We start from the raw sequence: 15,847 nt of genomic DNA on the forward strand, positions 1-15,847 counted from the left end.
ATCATTCCACGGAATCCGCCTGCAAATAGGGAACCCCCGAAGCGATAAAAAGATCGGAACCGACATGATTTTCAACCTCTGCGACGACGGTATCGCCAATCGGGAAGACATGTCTGAACACCTCGTCAACCCGGTCTACCGGTATGACCTTCAGCCCTTCCAGATTAGCAAAAATCGCCTGCCAGTTCTCGCGCGGAATAATGACCGTCTCCGCACCGGCCTGGAACGCGGCTTCTACCTTCGCGAGCACGCCGCCGACCGGCTTCACGTTTCCGTGAATGCCAACCTCGCCGGTCATCGCCAGCTTGTTGTCAATCGGCACCTCCTTGATTGCCGAGGCGATTGCCGTTGCCATGGCAATGCCGGCGGATGGTCCGTCGATCGGCGTACCGCCGGGGAAGTTGATATGCAGGTCGAAGTCATGCGGGTTCAGCCCGTAACGGCGGAGCATCGTCAGCACGTTCTCGACCGAGCCCTTCGCCATGCTTTTCCGTCTAAGCGTCCGGGAGCCGCCGCCCAGCTCTTCTTCGTCGACTACGCCGGTGATCGTATATTGGCCTTTGCCGGCAGCCGCCGGAATAGCACTGACTTCGATTTCAAGCAAGGTTCCCATATTAGGTCCATACACCGCTAAACCGTTAACGAAACCGATCTGAGGCGCTTCCGGCACCTTGCGATCGGGACGAGGAGGAATTTGGCTGCTGTTTACAACCCATTCCACGTCGGCTGCCGTGATGGCATCCCGTTTCTCGGACAATGCAATGCCGGCGGCAAGCTGAATGACGTTAACCGCTTCGCGTCCGTTCGTCGCATATTTCTTCACCACGTCCACGGCATCCGGGCATGGACCAAAGCCGATTTTTTTAACGGCATTCTCGGCAATCGAAGCAATCTCGCTTGCGAGAAGCGGACGGAAATAAATTTCCATGCAGCGCGAGCGGATGGCCGGAGGCAGATCCTGCGGCGAACGTGTTGTCGCCCCCACAAGACGGAAATCGGCAGGCAGACCGTTCTGGAAAATATCGTGGATATAAAGCGGGATATTCGCATCCTCCGAATTGTAATAAGCACTCTCCAGGAACACCTTGCGGTCTTCCAGTACTTTTAACAGCTTATTCATCTGGATAGGATGCAATTCACCGATTTCGTCGATAAACAGGATCCCGCCGTGCGCCTTGGTCACCGCACCCGGCTTAGGCTGAGGGATACCGGCCACGCCCATCGCCCCCGCTCCTTGATATATCGGGTCATGAACGGAGCCGATCAGCGGATCGGCAATCCCCCGCTCGTCGAACCGGGCCGTCGTGGCGTCAATCTCGGTAAACTTCGCCTCATTCAGAAACGGGGAGGAAGGATTTTTCTTCGCTTCCTCCAGTACAACGCGGGCAGCCGCCGTCTTTCCGACGCCCGGCGGTCCGTAAATAATGACATGCTGCGGATTCGCGCTGCAAAGTGCCGCCTTGAGCGCGCGAAGACCGTCCGTCTGCCCGACGATGTCCTGCATCGCCTGCGGACGCGTTTTCTCCGCGAGCGGCTTGGTCAACGAAACGGAACGCAGCTTGCGCAGCTTATCCATCTCCTTGCGCGATTCCCGATCGACCGCTGAGCGGTTCGTCTTCTGATTGCGCAGCAAATTCCAGAAATATAAACCAATAACCACAGCAAAAAAGACTTGGATCAGCATCAAAACCATACTTAAACTCATTAATATCTTCTCCTCTCAAAGCGAACTATTCCGGCAAAAGAGTACGTAATTGGTAGTATTGCCCCTTGCTGCAGGGAATAATCGCTTCCGGAAGAAAAAAGAGGCATTCCTTGTCAACCTCCGTTTGGGGTTGCTTCAGAATGCCTCTTTTATCAGATGGCAGAGAGTTCGTTATGCATGCGCGTGATTTTTGCGTCCTGGAATTTCGCCAGTCGCTTCGAATACGCGTACGATCTCGTCGATTTCTTTCTTAAGCTCGTTCAGGAGTTCAGCTTCCGGCACTTTGCGGATCATCTCTCCGTAACGGAACAGCATGCCTTCGCCGCGGGCGCCGGCAATGCCGATATCCGCCTCGCGGGCCTCGCCGGGACCGTTCACGGCGCAGCCAAGCACGGATACCTTAATCGGCACCTTAACCTTGGAGATATACTCTTCCACTTCGTTCGCGATCGAGAAGAGATCGATATCCAGGCGTCCGCATGTCGGACAGGAAATAAGGGTTGCCGCGTTGGTAATCAGGCCAAAGGTCTTGAGCAGCTCGCGGGCTACCTTAACTTCTTCCACCGGATCCGCGCTCAAGCTGATGCGCACCGTGTTGCCGATGCCCATCGCCAGCAAGGCGCCGATACCCGCAGAGCTCTTGATGGTACCCGAATGAAGCGTGCCTGCTTCGGTAATGCCAAGATGCAGCGGGTACTTGATCTTCTCCGCAGCCATGCTGTATGCCGTAATCGCCATCGGAACGTCGGACGCCTTCAGCGATACGATAATATCATGAAAATCCAGCTCCTCCAGAATGCCGATATGGAAGAGCGCGCTCTCCACCATCGCTTCCGGCGTAGGGTAGCCGTATTTCTCCAGCAGATGATTCTCGAGCGACCCGGCATTAACGCCAATCCGAATTGGAATGCCCCGTTCCTTGCAGGCCTTCACGACAGCTTCAATCTTCTCGCGACGGCCGATATTGCCCGGGTTAATCCGGACTTTATCAATGCCGTTCTCGATCGCCTGAAGGGCGAGACGGTAGTCGAAATGAATATCGGCAACAAGCGGGATATGAATCCGCTTCTTAATTTCCTTGATCGCATCAGCAGCTTCCTTATTGTTGACCGTAACCCGCACAATCTGGCAGCCTGCTTCCTCCAGACGCAAAATCTCGGCTACTGTAGCCTCTACATCAGCCGTCTTTGTTGTACACATACTCTGAATGATGACTTCATTGCTGCCGCCAATCGTCAGGTTGCCGACTTTGACCGGCACAGTATCCTTGCGCAAATACATAAAATGATCTCTCCCATGAACGTCAAAGTCCACCCTTTGACGTGCGATAAATTCGCGGCCAAAGGGTGGAGGCGATGACGGTAATGAACTTAGGCGCTTTCTTCCTTCTTCTTGCCCTTCTTCGCAGTCAGCTCCGGCATGATTTTGTCTTTTACGTTTTTCTCCGTAATGAGACAAGTGCTCACGTCGTCGCGAGAAGGAACTTCGTACATCACTTCAAGCATAATGCCTTCGATAATGGCACGCAGGCCGCGGGCACCCGTGTTCCGCTTGATCGCTTCTTTAGCGATTGCTTCCAGAGCGGCAGGCTCAAAGTCCAGCTTCACGTTATCCATCTCAAGCAGCTTCTGGTATTGCTTCACCAAAGCATTCTTCGGCTCGGACAAAATACGCATCAGGGCTGCTTCATCAAGCGGCTCCAAAGTCGAGATAACCGGCAAACGGCCTACGAACTCTGGGATCAAGCCAAATTTAAGCAAGTCTTCCGGCAGAACCATCGACAGGTATTCGCCCGGCTTCAGGTCCTTTTGAACCTCGCCGGTCGAGCTGAAACCGATCACTTTTTTGCCGATACGGCGTTTGATCAGCGATTCCAGACCGTCAAATGCACCGCCGCAAATGAACAGGATGTTTGTTGTATCGATTTGAATAAACTCTTGGTGCGGGTGCTTGCGTCCGCCTTGCGGCGGTACGGATGCAACCGTGCCTTCGAGGATTTTGAGCAATGCTTGCTGCACGCCTTCACCGGATACATCGCGCGTAATCGACGGATTCTCGGATTTGCGGGCTACTTTATCAATCTCATCGATATAGATAATGCCGCGTTCAGCCTTCTCCACATCGTAATCCGCAGCTTGAATGAGCTTCAGCAAAATGTTCTCAACGTCTTCGCCGACATAGCCGGCTTCCGTCAGCGAGGTTGCATCCGCAATCGCAAACGGCACGTTCAGAATTTTCGCCATCGTTTGAGCAAGCAAAGTTTTACCCGAGCCTGTAGGACCTACAAGCAGGATGTTGGACTTTTGAAGCTCAACGTCTTCAATTTTGCTTTGCGAATTGATCCGTTTGTAATGGTTGTATACCGCAACGGAAAGAGACTTTTTCGCAAATTCCTGTCCGATTACATACGAATCAAGAATAGCGCGGATATCCTTTGGTTTCGGAATGTCCTTCAGATCAAGCTCTTCCTCATGTCCAAGCTCCTCTTCCACGATTTCCGTGCAGAGCTCGATGCATTCGTCGCATATATAAACGCCGGGACCGGCTACCAGTTTACGTACTTGCTCCTGGGATTTTCCGCAGAACGAGCATTTCAGCTGGCCCTTCTCATCATTGAATTTAAACATGCCTTTTCACCCCTTCGATTAAATCCTTAGGATACCGGAGTTGTTATTACTTTGTCAATCAAACCGTAATTCAGAGCGTCTTCCGCGCTCATGAAATTATCGCGGTCCGTATCGCGGTCGATCTTCTCGTAAGGCTGACCGGTACGCTCCACATAGATTTGATTCAGCTTTTGCTTCGTCTTCAGGATCCAGTCCGCATGGATTTTAATATCCGATGCCTGGCCGCGAACGCCGCCAAGCGGCTGATGAATCATAACTTCCGCATTCGGAAGGGCGAAACGCTTGCCTTTCGCGCCGGCTGTAAGGAGGAGCGAGCCCATGCTTGCCGCCATGCCCATGCAAATCGTAGATACGTCAGGCTTAATATATTGCATTGTATCATAAATCGCCATTCCGGCCGTTACCGAGCCGCCAGGCGAATTAATGTACAAGTGGATGTCTTTCTCCGGGTCGTCGGCCGCCAGAAAAAGCAGCTGTGCGATAACAGAGTTTGCTACATCATCATCGATAGCGCTCCCGAGAAAAATGATTCTGTCCTTGAGCAAGCGCGAGTAAATATCGTAAGACCGTTCTCCGCGATTCGTTTGTTCTACTACGATAGGTACCAGATTCATGCGACCAACCTCTTTTCTATTATGGCTTTTTGGTTCATGTTTTCTATTGTATCACGTCAAATGATCAATGTCATTTTTCCATAATACAGTATACGGTGAGCATCGCTCGATATGTACTGAAGATCATTCTTCAGGTAAGGCACTTTCATTATGTAGGGTGAAAAGAAGGCACGTATCTGACGATGACGTGCCTTTCCTTCCTATTTATTCAATTGAACTATTACGCTCCAGCAACTTCAGCTGTTTTGCTGTTTTCAACGAGGAATTCAATCGTTTTGCGAAGCTCGATGTCTTCTTTCAAGCTGTCGAATTGACCGTTTTTCTCGAAGATGTCGCGAAGCTCAGCCGCAGGACGGTTGTAAGCTTTCGACAGGGATTCGAGTTCTTCGTTTACGTCTTCTTCGGAAACCTGAATGTTTTCCGCTTTAGCGATCGCGTTCAGAACCAGGTTGTTGCGAACGCGTTTCTGTGCGTCTTCTTTCATTTGATCGCGCAGAACTTGCTCGCTTTGGCCGGAGAACTGATAGTACAGGTCGATGTTCATGCCTTGCATGCGAAGACGGTTCTCGAAATCGCGGAGCATAAAGTCAACTTCAGTGTTAATCATTGGTTCCGGCACTTCTACTTCAGCAGCTTCAGCCGCTTTTTCGATTACAGCGTTTTGCAGGTTGCGTTCCGCTTCGCCCTCTTTGTTTTCTTTCAGCTTGGAGACAAGATCCTGCTTGTACTCTTCAAGAGTGTCGAATTCGCTGATGTCTTTCGCGAACTCATCGTCAAGAGCCGGCAGATTTTTGCGTTTGATTTCATGCAATTTCACTTTGAACACGGCTGGTTTGCCAGCCAGGTTCTCCGCATGGTAGCCTTCAGGGAATGTTACTTCAACATCCTTGAAGTCGCCTGTTTGCATGCCAACAACTTGATCTTCGAAGCCTGGGATGAAAGAGTTGGAACCCAGTTCCAGGGAATAGTTTTCCGCTTTGCCGCCGTCGAATGCTTCGCCGTCTACATAACCGTCGAAGTCGATTACAGCGATGTCGCCGCTTTGAGCAGCACCTTCTTCAACAACAGTCAGCTCAGCATGGCGTTGTTGCAGGCGCTCCAGTTCAGCGTTAACTTCTTCGTCGCTAACCGTCGCCTCAAAGGATGGAACTTCCAGACCTTTGTATTCGCCGAGAGTTACTTCAGGGCGAACGATAACTTTAGCTTTGAATTTGAACGATTGGCCTTTGGCGAATTGTTCAACGTCGATTTCCGGACGGTCAACTGGACGTTGTTCCGTCACTTTCACTGCTTCTTCGTAAGCTTGCGGCAGCAGGATGTCGATTGCATCCTGGTACAGGCTTTCCACGCCGAAACGGGATTCGAACATTCCACGAGGCACTTTACCTTTGCGGAAGCCAGGTACGTTTACCTTTTGAACGACTTTCTTAAATGCTTGATCAAGTGCTGCAGCGACTTTCTCAGCATCAACCTCAACGTCGATCGACACGAGGTTCTTGTCTATTTTTTCCCAAGTTGCTTTCATTTTATGCTTTCCCCTCCAAAATTACGCATCACGCCAATTAGTATTCGCTTCATAAACCACTCTATTATAATCAACCTTGGCCATCATTTCAAGGCTGATGATCATCTTCGGTAGATTGCTGCATCGCGGCTACCTGCCGAAGAGTCCTGCATGCCTGCTCGTAACGGAACCTCAATGGTTCGGTTATGCCGTACGCCTCGCGGATATCGTCATCGTTCGCGGAGCCGTAAACCGTAAGCAGCAAGGTAAGATGGAGCGCAGCCGCATAGCTGTCGACCGTTTCGTCGTCCTCTCTCTGCATCCACTGGTAAGCCGAAGTTCCATACAGAAATTGGAGACTTTCCTTCCACAGCTCTCTTGCAAAATGAGGCAGAGTCGGGTCGTCTGCTTCCGTTACGGCCTCCACCCGCTCCAAAATCCGGATGACGGGCTGCGGAAAATCATCCAGCGCCAGCGGCGTCGCGTCTATATCAAGCTCCACCTTCTCGCCCATCCGGTCAAGCATGACAATTCCCGATATCTCCCGCTTCTTGAGGCATTGCAAAGCCTTGAATTGCACGACCGGGTGAATGGTCTTGTCGCTCGAGAGCCAGTCCAGCATGACCTGGTCCACTTCCGGCGAGTGTATGTATGCCGCGCGTTCCAGCGCCAGAATCTGCTGATCAATCATCGGATGGTGCTCCATAATATAGAGCACTTGCTTGATATAAGCTTCATCCTGTTCGGGCGGGTTTAAGAGCTGCTCCCGGAAGCTCTCTTCGCTCTCTCCCTCTTCTTCGTCCGCGCCGGTCGGCGAACCGGCGTCTTCGGAGCCCGGAAATGCCATTTCCAGCCAGGTAAGGAGGCTGCCCCATTCCTCATAATGCCGTTCATCCTCACCGCGGCACTGCAGCAGGAAGCGGAGAAGATTCTTGGCTTCGCCGTATTGCTCGGATTCCAGCATGCGGGTGAGCTGAATTTGATAATGATCCAGCATCTTCGGAAATAAATATACGTTGTCTGGTGTAGTTATGGTATCACCGCCTTATCGGTCAAACCGCATCATTCGTCTGCCTATTGCTTGCGTTCGATTATATCACGGAACCTTTAAATATAAAAACTTACTTCGCTTTAGTCTTGATTTTCTGTTCGAGCCTATGCTATATTTACCAAGCGAATTTGATTCGCGGGTGTAGCTTAAGATTTTTTTTGAAATTTCCTCTTGCCAAGTCAAGCAACCGCATGCTATACTCATTCTTACGTGTCCCAGTAGCTCAGCCGGATAGAGCACACGCCTTCTAAGCGTGCGGTCGGGGGTTCGAATCCCTCCTGGGACGCCATTTCATAACTAAAAACAAACCCGCAATACCTTGTTCAACAAGGGGTTGCGGGTTTTTTGCGTTGTTTTTCGGACACATCCCAATAGGAAATCCCCGTCAAGCTATATCTTCCGTTACGCTTCAACCACACAGCTGCTAATAGATGCGTTATTCTTTGCCATTACGTTGTTGGTTTCGCGATTGGCCAGAACGGTTTTCTCATGGGTCACGCCCCAGTCCCTCATCAGTACGATAAGCGGCCTTAACGATTCGCCAAACTCGGTTAGCGAGTATTCCACTCTTGGCGGGATCTCCTTATAGATTTCCCGGTGGATGACGCCGTCGCTTTCCAACTCCCTCAATTGCAGCGTAAGCATGCGCTGCGTGATCCGCGGAAACAGTCTGCGCAGCTCGTTAAAGCGTTTTGGCCCCTCCGTTAAATGATACAAAATAACGCCTTTCCATTTCCCTCCGATGACATCTACAGTAACCGTCACCGGGCATCCGAAATTGATGATGTCCGTTTTATTATCCATAATTAAAACCCCTTTGCTTTGAAACTTGAAGCTGGATTTTCCTTACCAGTCCTTTAGTATCTTTTTTAATACTATCACACAATATTGATATTATCCTACAAAAATGTGCGTACTTGTTGCCATGCATACGGGAATGTAAGATCTAATTTATCAACGCGTTGATCAATAACCGGATACATGGAAGGAAGGCACTAATAATGAATAACGTACAAATAATGAATAACGCACAAAAAAAGAAAGAAATTTTGGATGCATACGCATTCCGGCATGCCACCAAGCAATTTGATCCCGACCGGAAAATCTCCGACGAGGATTTTCGGTTTATTTTGGAAACGGGAAGACTATCTCCGAGCTCCGTCGGGTTTGAGGGATGGAAATTCCTCGTCGTTCAGAACGAAGAGCTCCGGATGAAGATCCGCGATGTTTCTTTTGGCGGACAAGGACAGCTCCCTACCGCAAGCCACTTTGTCATTCTTCTTGCCCGCAAGGATGTAAGATACGATTCCAAATACGTCGAGTACATTTACAAGAATATCAAAGGCTTGTCGGATGAGGCATTCAAGTCCATTCCCGCGGCGTACAAGAACTTCCAGGAGAATGATATTCGCATCCTTGATAACGAAAGAACGCTAATTGACTGGGCATCCAAGCAAACATATATTCCGCTCGCCAACATGATGACGGCCGCTGCGCAAATCGGCATCGATTCATGCCCGATGGAAGGATACAACAAAGAAAAAGTTACGGCTATTTTGAAGGATGCGGGCATCCTGGACGAGGAAGTTTATGATCTGTCGGTCATGGTAACTTTCGGATACCGCGCTGCTGAGCCGAAACATCCGCAGACCCGGCGTCCTTTAGATGAAGTTGTCGAGTGGGTGCATTGAGAAAGAGACCCGCAGGCGCGCCTTATTCTGCAAGGCGCCTGCGGGTCTCCGGTTGTTTTATACGGTAGCTGCGGATTTGTCCGCTACAAATTGGTACAGCTTCTCTACCTGCTCGTCCGTCATTTCGCCGCTGTTGTCATACACAAGGATGGAAGATTGCGGGATATCCCAATGAATATCCGGTACAAAGGCTACGCGCTTCTCGAATTGCGACCAATTATCCAGCTTCCATTGATCGCGTTCGGTCTGGCGCCCGATAATGCGGTTTTTCTGCAGCTCGATGTTCTCCAGAGTAACCACGATTACTTTTACGTCCACTTGCCCTCTTGTCAAACCCGCACCCGAGATGACTTCCTCGATCCAAGCATTATTTTTAAGCTCTGCCGTAAAAGGAGAGATCATAAATACGTTTTGGCCAGCAGCCAGATTCTCGATGCAAATATCTTTGGTCGTGTCATATTCCAAGTCGCGAAGGTTTTGTTTGTAGAAATCCGAATCGCGGTCGTTCTTGTCGAGCCCGTTGCGCTCCAGCATGGCTTCAACAAACCGTCCCCCTACCGTATCACGATCCAGAAAAGCAGCCGGAATGCGCTCCGAAATTTTTCTGGCAACGGTTGTCTTGCCCGTACCTGCTACACCTACGAAAAACACTAACTTTTGCAATGCTTGATGCCTCCACTTTAAAACTTGTTTTATCCTCCCATTGTACCACTCCTTGCCCAATAAAGGCTATCACAAAGGTAACAAAATCCGTCAGTTTCGGACATTCGTCTTACAAAAAAAGGATAATGTCCACCTAAGAGTGTCCATTATCCTTATTGGTCTATCCTATAGACGCCCCGGATCCAATATTCCCATTGCCTCCACATGCTCTCTGGTCGTCTCGGTTCCGTGCTCGTGTATAAACAGATAAATATCGCGGAGAATGGCATCGTATCCCGCATTCATCCTCTTGTCGGAAGGCTCGTCTTGCAAAGTTCCCACCGAATAATTGTAATGTCCCGTTATCGCCTCGTCCATGCTCGATAAATCCTCGAACATCACCTGCAGCTGATTAAATTCCTCATCGTTTGCCAAAATCTCCAGCTCGTAGGAGGCCGCTCCCTGATCCCGCAAAATTTGCCCGGCCTGGACCGAGACATAATATTTTTTACGCTCATCGCCTGACATAGGTGAATACTCAGCTCCTTTTTACAAACATGCGCTCTTAGCATCCCCCGGCGGACAGACATTTTATCCCTTTTTTCCGCATATAACGGATATTATCGCTACTGGAGTCCAGCAGAAGAGAGGAATGAGATTATGTGTGGAATAACCGGCTGGATCGATTGGACCCGGGATTTGACCCAGGACAGCAGCAGTCTGATCAAAATGACCGAGACGTTAGCGCTGCGCGGTCCTGATGCATCGGGTACATGGATTTCATCCCATTGCGCGCTTGGCCACCGCAGGCTTAGCGTTATTGATCCCGAGAATGGCGCTCAGCCGATGATTCGGCGCTCGGGCGATGACACATATGTCGTTGTCTACAACGGCGAGCTTTACAACGCGCTTGAATTGAGGAAAGAACTGGAGGACCGCGGCAGAACCTTTACGACCCACTGCGATACGGAAGTGCTTCTGGTGTCTTATATGGAATGGGGCAAAGCCTGCGTCGAGCGTTTCAACGGCATCTTTGCCTTTGCGATTTGGGATGTTACCGAACAGGAGATGTTTCTGGCCCGCGACCGACTAGGAGTAAAACCGTTGTTCATCAGCTTTGCGGATGGACTTTTTATTTTCGGCTCCGAGCCAAAAGCCATTCTGGCCCATCCGGCTGTCAAAGCGGAGGTAGGGGCTGAAGGCTTAGCGGAAATCTTTATTATCGGTCCGGCCCGCACGCCGGGCCAAGGGGTTTATAAAGATATAACGGAGCTGCTGCCGGGTCAATGCATGACCGTCAATCGCTCCGGCGTCCGCAAGACAAAGTATTGGGGTCTTGAGACCATCCCTCATGAAGAAGATGTGGAGGCGACCGCCGAGCATGTCCGCGAGCTCTTGAAGGATACAACCGAACGCCAGCTTGTATCGGACGTGCCGGTTGGGACTCTACTCTCCGGAGGCCTCGACTCCAGCGCATTAACGGCGCTGGCCGTGCGTTACTACGAGCAAACAGGCCAGGGCAATGTAAACACTTATTCCGTCGACTACCGAGATAACGACAAGCATTTCAAAGCGCATGCCTTCCAGCCTAACAGCGACGCTCCATGGATCGAGCGCATGGTTTCCCATCTGGATACGATTCATCATCCGATCCAGTTCGATACGCCGGAGCTGGTTGGCGCGCTTCGCGATGCAACGCTGGCACGAGATTTGCCGGGCATGGCAGACGTAGACGCCTCCCTCCTGCTGTTCTGCCGCGAGATTAAAAAGGGCGCTACCGTAGCGATCTCCGGTGAAGCGGCGGATGAGATCTTCGGCGGTTATCCTTGGTTCCACCGCGAGGAAGCGCTAAGCGCCAATACGTTCCCGTGGTCCCTAGCCTCGTCCATGCGGGCCGAACTTCTTGCGCCGGATGTTGCAGCATGGATCAAGCCGATTGATTATATTAACGACCGTTATGCGCAAGCTATTGCCGAAGTGCCTTACCTGGAAGGGGAATCCGAGACGGTGCGCAAAATGCGCAAAATGTCTTACCTGAACATTACCCGTTTCATGCCGACCCTGCTCGACCGCAAGGACCGGATGAGCATGGCTGCCGGACTGGAGGTTCGGGTACCGTTCTGCGATCATCGGCTTGTGCAGTATGTCTGGAATATCCCGTGGGAAATCAAAACGGCCGGCGACCGCGAGAAGGGTATCCTTCGACGGGCTTTACGCGGCGTGCTGCCCGACGACGTGCTTACGCGCAAAAAAAGCCCTTATCCAAAAACGCATAATCCGAATTACCTTTCGGCCGTTAAGGGCCTTGTGCTAGATATATTAAACGATCCTTCCTCTCCGCTGCTTCCGCTCATTAACGTGAGCAAGATCAGAGAACTGGCGGAATCGGATTCGGCGAAGTCGAATATACCGTGGTTTGGCCAGCTGATGTCCGGACCGCAGCTGTTTGCTTATTTGTATCAGGTTAATACTTGGCTGAAGGAGTATGGAGTTAGCGTGAAGTGAGTGATAATCGCTGCGCATTCGAATGTTCTTCCGGTCGCTGTTGTTCCCCGATTCCTCGAACGTATAGGAGAAGGTTGGAATCGGGAGAACAAAGGCGAACGTTACACTCCTCCAGAATCATTCGATCGCTCCGCTCACCAAACCTAAAAAAGAGAAAAAACGTCACCGGATTAATCCGGTGACGTTTTGTGTGTAAGCATTATTTAGTTGGAAAGCTTTTCGATCAGCTTAGCGAGTGCATTGCCGCGATGGCTGATCGCCTGCTTCTCTTCCTTGGACAGCTCCGCCATCGAGCGGTTAAGCTGCGGAAGCCAGAATAGCGGATCGTAGCCGAATCCGCCTTCGCCACGAGGGCGCTCGGCAATATAACCGTCCACCGTGCCTTCCGTCTCGACAAACTCTCCCGTTGCCGGATCGTATAAAGCAAGTACGCAGACGAACTGCGCGGGGCTTAGCAGCCGGGTGCCATCCGCAAGAGGGGCGGCTGCGTCCGGCGCATCCAGGTGCCTCAGCTCTTCCAGCAGCTTGGCGTTATTCGAAGCATCCGTGGCGCCTTGACCCGAATAACGGGCCGAATAAACGCCCGGAGCACCGCCCAGCGCCTTTACCCGCAAGCCGGAATCGTCGGCGAGCACCGGCACGTTGAAAGCATCCCCTGCCGCTTTCGCTTTAATCCGGGCATTGGCGGAGAACGTATCGCCGTCTTCCACGATATCCGGGAAATCCGGATATTCGTTCAGGCTGACAACCGTCCGGCCAAGCTTCGCGAAGGCATGGGCGAATTCCTTCACCTTGCCCTCATTTTTTGTCGCGATCAAAATAGGCTGTGCCACTTCGTTACCCTCCGATCCGGTCCGCTATCTCTCCTAATACCGCACGCTGTTTCTCGATCAATTCCTCGATCCCGCCTTCTGCAAGCTCCAGCAGCTTGTTCAGCTCTTCGCGCGAGAAAGGCGAGTCTTCCCCCGTACCTTGCAGCTCGACGAATTTGCCTTCTCCGGTCATGACCACATTCATGTCGACCTTCGCTTTGGAATCCTCTTCGTAGTTCAGATCCAGCAGCTCGCGTTCCTGAATAACGCCAACGCTGACCGAAGCGAGAAAAGCGGTAATCGGATATTTAGCAAACGGCGTTGTTTTCGACAGCTTGTTAACGGCGAGGCACAGCGCCACAAAAGCGCCCGTAATCGACGTTGTGCGCGTGCCCCCGTCCGCCTGGATAACATCGCAGTCAAGGGTAATCGTCCGTTCGCCCAGCGCCTGCAGATCAACAATGGAGCGCAGCGCGCGTCCGATCAGACGCTGAATTTCCATCGTACGGCCCGACAGCTTGCCTTTTGCCGACTCCCGATGGTTGCGGGAATGGGTGGCGCGCGGCAGCATCGAATATTCGGCCGTAATCCAGCCCTTGCCTTGTCCTTTCATGAAAGGCGGTACCCGCTCCTCAACGCTGGCGGTGCAAATAACCTTTGTCTCGCCAACCTCAATCAGAACGGAGCCTTCCGCATATTTATTAACGCCTGTCGTTATCGTAACGGGCCGAAGCTGGTTCGGTTGCCGACCGTCTGTCCGCATTCTTTTGTTCCTCCTGAATCATTCGCTTTCGCTTATGTACTGCTATGCAATCTTTCCTATTTTACCAAAGCGGCATGCGAAAAGCATCTTTTCGAAAAAAAACAGTCCCGACCGGTCTTAGCGACCAATACGGGACTGCTTTTCTTTTTAATGCTTTCTTAGCTTTTAATCGCATTGACGTGATGCGGACGGCTTACCGGCTTGCTGTAATCCACATTATTTTCGTCGGTTACCTTCTGGCCGTTCAGCGTGATTTGGACTTGGGTAGCGCCGGTGTTCTCCGTAATCGACAAGACGATGGCTTCAAGCATCTCGGCCGGAGCAGGGAGACCTGTTTCAAACGCCTGATCCTTCAGATCGACCGTTACCGTATCGTCCTTTTGCTTGATGCTGTTGACTTCCACATCGTTAGTCAGAACCGCTGTCAGATTTTTAGCGTTCAACGGACCCGTAATAAGCTGCTCCATGGCTGCTTGCGCAGACGACTCGTCGGAACGGTTTATCAAACGTGTAACCGGTACATAATATTGTTCGTCATTGGTGGTTTGCGACGAGAAGTAAAGAGTCACAGGCGTAGAGTTCAAATAGTTGACTCCGTCAGCAGCCTCAAGGTTGATCCCTACAGAACGCGTAAGCGGCTCGTCAAGCGGGAATCCGCCCTGCGGCATTTCCGGCAGCTTGGCGCCGTCATACCACAGCTCAACGCCTTTTGCTCCCATAGCCGTCAGTGTCCAAGTAATGGCTTCAACGATTGTACGCTCGTCCTTTGCAGGATAATCCGTAAACGTTCCGCCAAATTCAACCGTAGCGAGTTGTGTTTTTTGATCAATGTGAAGCGACTTCACTTCCGTGCCTTTTGGCAGTACCGCACGGAAATCTTCCGGCAGCTGATTCGCGTAGCTTCCGCCGTCGACCATAATTTCGAGCGCCTTCTTGCCGGCTTCCTCTACCGCATTCTGCGTAAGCGATGCTTTCAGCGATACCGGTGCGAGGTAACCGTTGCGGTCCTCCAGATACACGGTAAGGCTGGAATCATCATCTTGTCCTGGCATAACAGCCTGTCCGGTTTTGGTGCCGTCTACATTACCCGTTGACGCGGTTTGCTGCGGCGGGTCGATCTCTCCTTTTGTATTCTGAGAAATCAAGCCGCATCCCGATGCAAGGATGGGAAATACCAGCACACCGCAAATTGCTGCACGGCGAATCCATCTTGTTTGAGTCATTGACCTTTCCTCCCAAATAAGTTATTGCCTGCTCGGCGACTTTGTACATTTGTTGATTTGTAGTACTATGTATACGAGCCCTTCCCTTTTTTAGACCAGTTTTGTCCACAAAATCTGAGGGGGTAAACAAAATTGTTCAAACAAGTCACTTACAGCTTAAACAGCCGCGAGGTCGCGGAAGCCACTAACCAATGGCTCGATAAACGCGGCGTATCCAAAACATCCATTGCACAGCTCGTGCATTTTCTTCAGAAGGATTATTATCCCGAACTGACGCTGGACGAGTGCATCAGCAACGTGGAAGCCGTTCTGTCCAAAAGAGAAGTGCAGAATGCCGTATTAACCGGCATCCAGCTTGATCTTCTGGCAGAAGAAGGAAAGCTGATGGCTCCGCTGCAAGAGATGGTCCGAAATGACGAAGGCCTGTACGGATGCGATGAAATATTGGCTCTTTCCATCGTTAATGTATACGGCAGCATCGGGTTTACCAATTTTGGCTATATCGACAAGTTGAAGCCGGGTATTCTGAAAAAGCTGAATGACAAGAACGACGGTCAAATCCATACTTTCCTGGATGATATCGTTGGAGCAATTGCCGCTGCAGCCGCAAGCCGTCTGGCTCACCGCAAGCAAGCCGGACGCGAAGAAGAAGCGGAAAGATTAAAGGAATAGAAACTGGCGAAAAAGCTGTCCTGCATTTGCGGGACAGC

At 51.2% G+C, this 15,847-nt stretch carries 15 protein-coding genes and 1 tRNA gene; 4 read left to right on the forward strand and 12 right to left on the reverse strand.

The genetic code is table 11. The features are described 5' to 3' along the window. Window position 1: 1 nt before the first annotated feature. The 6 genes from lonB to WFK81_RS00670 form a co-directional block, all read right to left on the reverse strand. Entirely contained in the window at window positions 2–1,705 is a 1,704-nt protein-coding gene (gene lonB / locus WFK81_RS00645) for an ATP-dependent protease LonB (protein ID WP_336784539.1), read from the reverse strand. Between the two features lie 171 nt (window positions 1,706–1,876). Beyond that, entirely contained in the window at window positions 1,877–2,986 is a 1,110-nt protein-coding gene (gene ispG, locus WFK81_RS00650) for a flavodoxin-dependent (E)-4-hydroxy-3-methylbut-2-enyl-diphosphate synthase (protein ID WP_336784540.1), read from the reverse strand. 89 nt (window positions 2,987–3,075) lie between these two features. Beyond that, window positions 3,076–4,332, reverse strand: coding sequence for an ATP-dependent protease ATP-binding subunit ClpX (gene clpX, locus WFK81_RS00655; RefSeq protein WP_015846009.1), 1,257 nt, complete (start codon window positions 4,330–4,332; stop codon window positions 3,076–3,078). Between the two features lie 26 nt (window positions 4,333–4,358). Next, complete coding sequence (gene clpP / locus WFK81_RS00660) at window positions 4,359–4,946, reverse strand: ATP-dependent Clp endopeptidase proteolytic subunit ClpP (RefSeq protein WP_127494642.1); 588 nt, start codon at window positions 4,944–4,946, stop codon at window positions 4,359–4,361. 220 nt (window positions 4,947–5,166) lie between these two features. Then, the gene (gene tig / locus WFK81_RS00665) at window positions 5,167–6,471 is read right to left on the reverse strand and encodes a trigger factor (protein WP_336784541.1); all 1,305 of its coding nucleotides are present in this window, start codon (window positions 6,469–6,471) and stop codon (window positions 5,167–5,169) included. A gap of 88 nt (window positions 6,472–6,559) precedes the next feature. Then, the gene (locus tag WFK81_RS00670) at window positions 6,560–7,447 is read right to left on the reverse strand and encodes a hypothetical protein (RefSeq protein WP_336784542.1); all 888 of its coding nucleotides are present in this window, start codon (window positions 7,445–7,447) and stop codon (window positions 6,560–6,562) included. Between the two features lie 266 nt (window positions 7,448–7,713). Here WFK81_RS00670 and WFK81_RS00675 point away from each other — a divergent pair. Beyond that, a tRNA-Arg gene (locus WFK81_RS00675) sits at window positions 7,714–7,790 on the forward strand. Between the two features lie 113 nt (window positions 7,791–7,903). On the opposite strand, the gene WFK81_RS00680 is transcribed toward WFK81_RS00675, so the two are convergent. Next, window positions 7,904–8,305: a winged helix-turn-helix transcriptional regulator gene (locus tag WFK81_RS00680; protein ID WP_336784543.1), complete on the reverse strand. Its 402-nt coding sequence runs from the start codon at window positions 8,303–8,305 to the stop codon at window positions 7,904–7,906. A 212-nt stretch (window positions 8,306–8,517) separates the two neighbouring features. Here WFK81_RS00680 and WFK81_RS00685 point away from each other — a divergent pair, with 212 nt between their 5' ends. After that, window positions 8,518–9,192 carry an NAD(P)H-dependent oxidoreductase gene (locus WFK81_RS00685; protein WP_442956020.1) on the forward strand — a complete coding sequence of 225 codons (675 nt, stop codon included), beginning with the start codon at window positions 8,518–8,520 and terminating at the stop codon, window positions 9,190–9,192. 57 nt (window positions 9,193–9,249) lie between these two features. On the opposite strand, the gene WFK81_RS00690 is transcribed toward WFK81_RS00685, so the two are convergent. Both WFK81_RS00690 and WFK81_RS00695 read right to left on the reverse strand, forming a co-directional pair. Continuing rightward, window positions 9,250–9,855, reverse strand: coding sequence for an AAA family ATPase (locus tag WFK81_RS00690; protein WP_336784544.1), 606 nt, complete (start codon window positions 9,853–9,855; stop codon window positions 9,250–9,252). 165 nt (window positions 9,856–10,020) lie between these two features. Beyond that, the gene (locus tag WFK81_RS00695; RefSeq protein ID WP_336784545.1) at window positions 10,021–10,362 is read right to left on the reverse strand and encodes a hypothetical protein; all 342 of its coding nucleotides are present in this window, start codon (window positions 10,360–10,362) and stop codon (window positions 10,021–10,023) included. A gap of 132 nt (window positions 10,363–10,494) precedes the next feature. Here WFK81_RS00695 and asnB point away from each other — a divergent pair, with 132 nt between their 5' ends. Continuing rightward, on the forward strand, window positions 10,495–12,339 hold the full coding sequence (gene asnB / locus WFK81_RS00700) for an asparagine synthase (glutamine-hydrolyzing) (RefSeq protein WP_336784546.1): 1,845 nt from the start codon (window positions 10,495–10,497) through the stop codon (window positions 12,337–12,339). A gap of 203 nt (window positions 12,340–12,542) precedes the next feature. Here asnB and rdgB read toward each other — a convergent pair whose 3' ends face one another. The 3 genes from rdgB to WFK81_RS00715 form a co-directional block, all read right to left on the reverse strand. After that, on the reverse strand, window positions 12,543–13,172 hold the full coding sequence (gene rdgB, locus WFK81_RS00705; RefSeq protein WP_336784547.1) for an RdgB/HAM1 family non-canonical purine NTP pyrophosphatase: 630 nt from the start codon (window positions 13,170–13,172) through the stop codon (window positions 12,543–12,545). A 4-nt stretch (window positions 13,173–13,176) separates the two neighbouring features. Further along, complete coding sequence (rph, locus tag WFK81_RS00710; RefSeq protein ID WP_336784548.1) at window positions 13,177–13,914, reverse strand: ribonuclease PH; 738 nt, start codon at window positions 13,912–13,914, stop codon at window positions 13,177–13,179. A gap of 158 nt (window positions 13,915–14,072) precedes the next feature. Further along, window positions 14,073–15,137 (reverse strand): GerMN domain-containing protein, encoded by a 1,065-nt coding sequence (locus tag WFK81_RS00715; RefSeq protein WP_336784549.1) that lies wholly within the window; start codon window positions 15,135–15,137, stop codon window positions 14,073–14,075. Window positions 15,138–15,269: 132 nt separating this feature from the next. Here WFK81_RS00715 and WFK81_RS00720 point away from each other — a divergent pair, with 132 nt between their 5' ends. Further along, window positions 15,270–15,809 carry a phosphatidylglycerophosphatase A family protein gene (locus tag WFK81_RS00720; RefSeq protein ID WP_336784550.1) on the forward strand — a complete coding sequence of 180 codons (540 nt, stop codon included), beginning with the start codon at window positions 15,270–15,272 and terminating at the stop codon, window positions 15,807–15,809. Window positions 15,810–15,847: the final 38 nt, after the last annotated feature.

It is taken from the genome of Paenibacillus sp. MMO-177 (assembly GCF_037147795.1).
In the GTDB taxonomy this organism is placed as follows: Bacteria; Bacillota; Bacilli; order Paenibacillales; family Paenibacillaceae; genus Pristimantibacillus.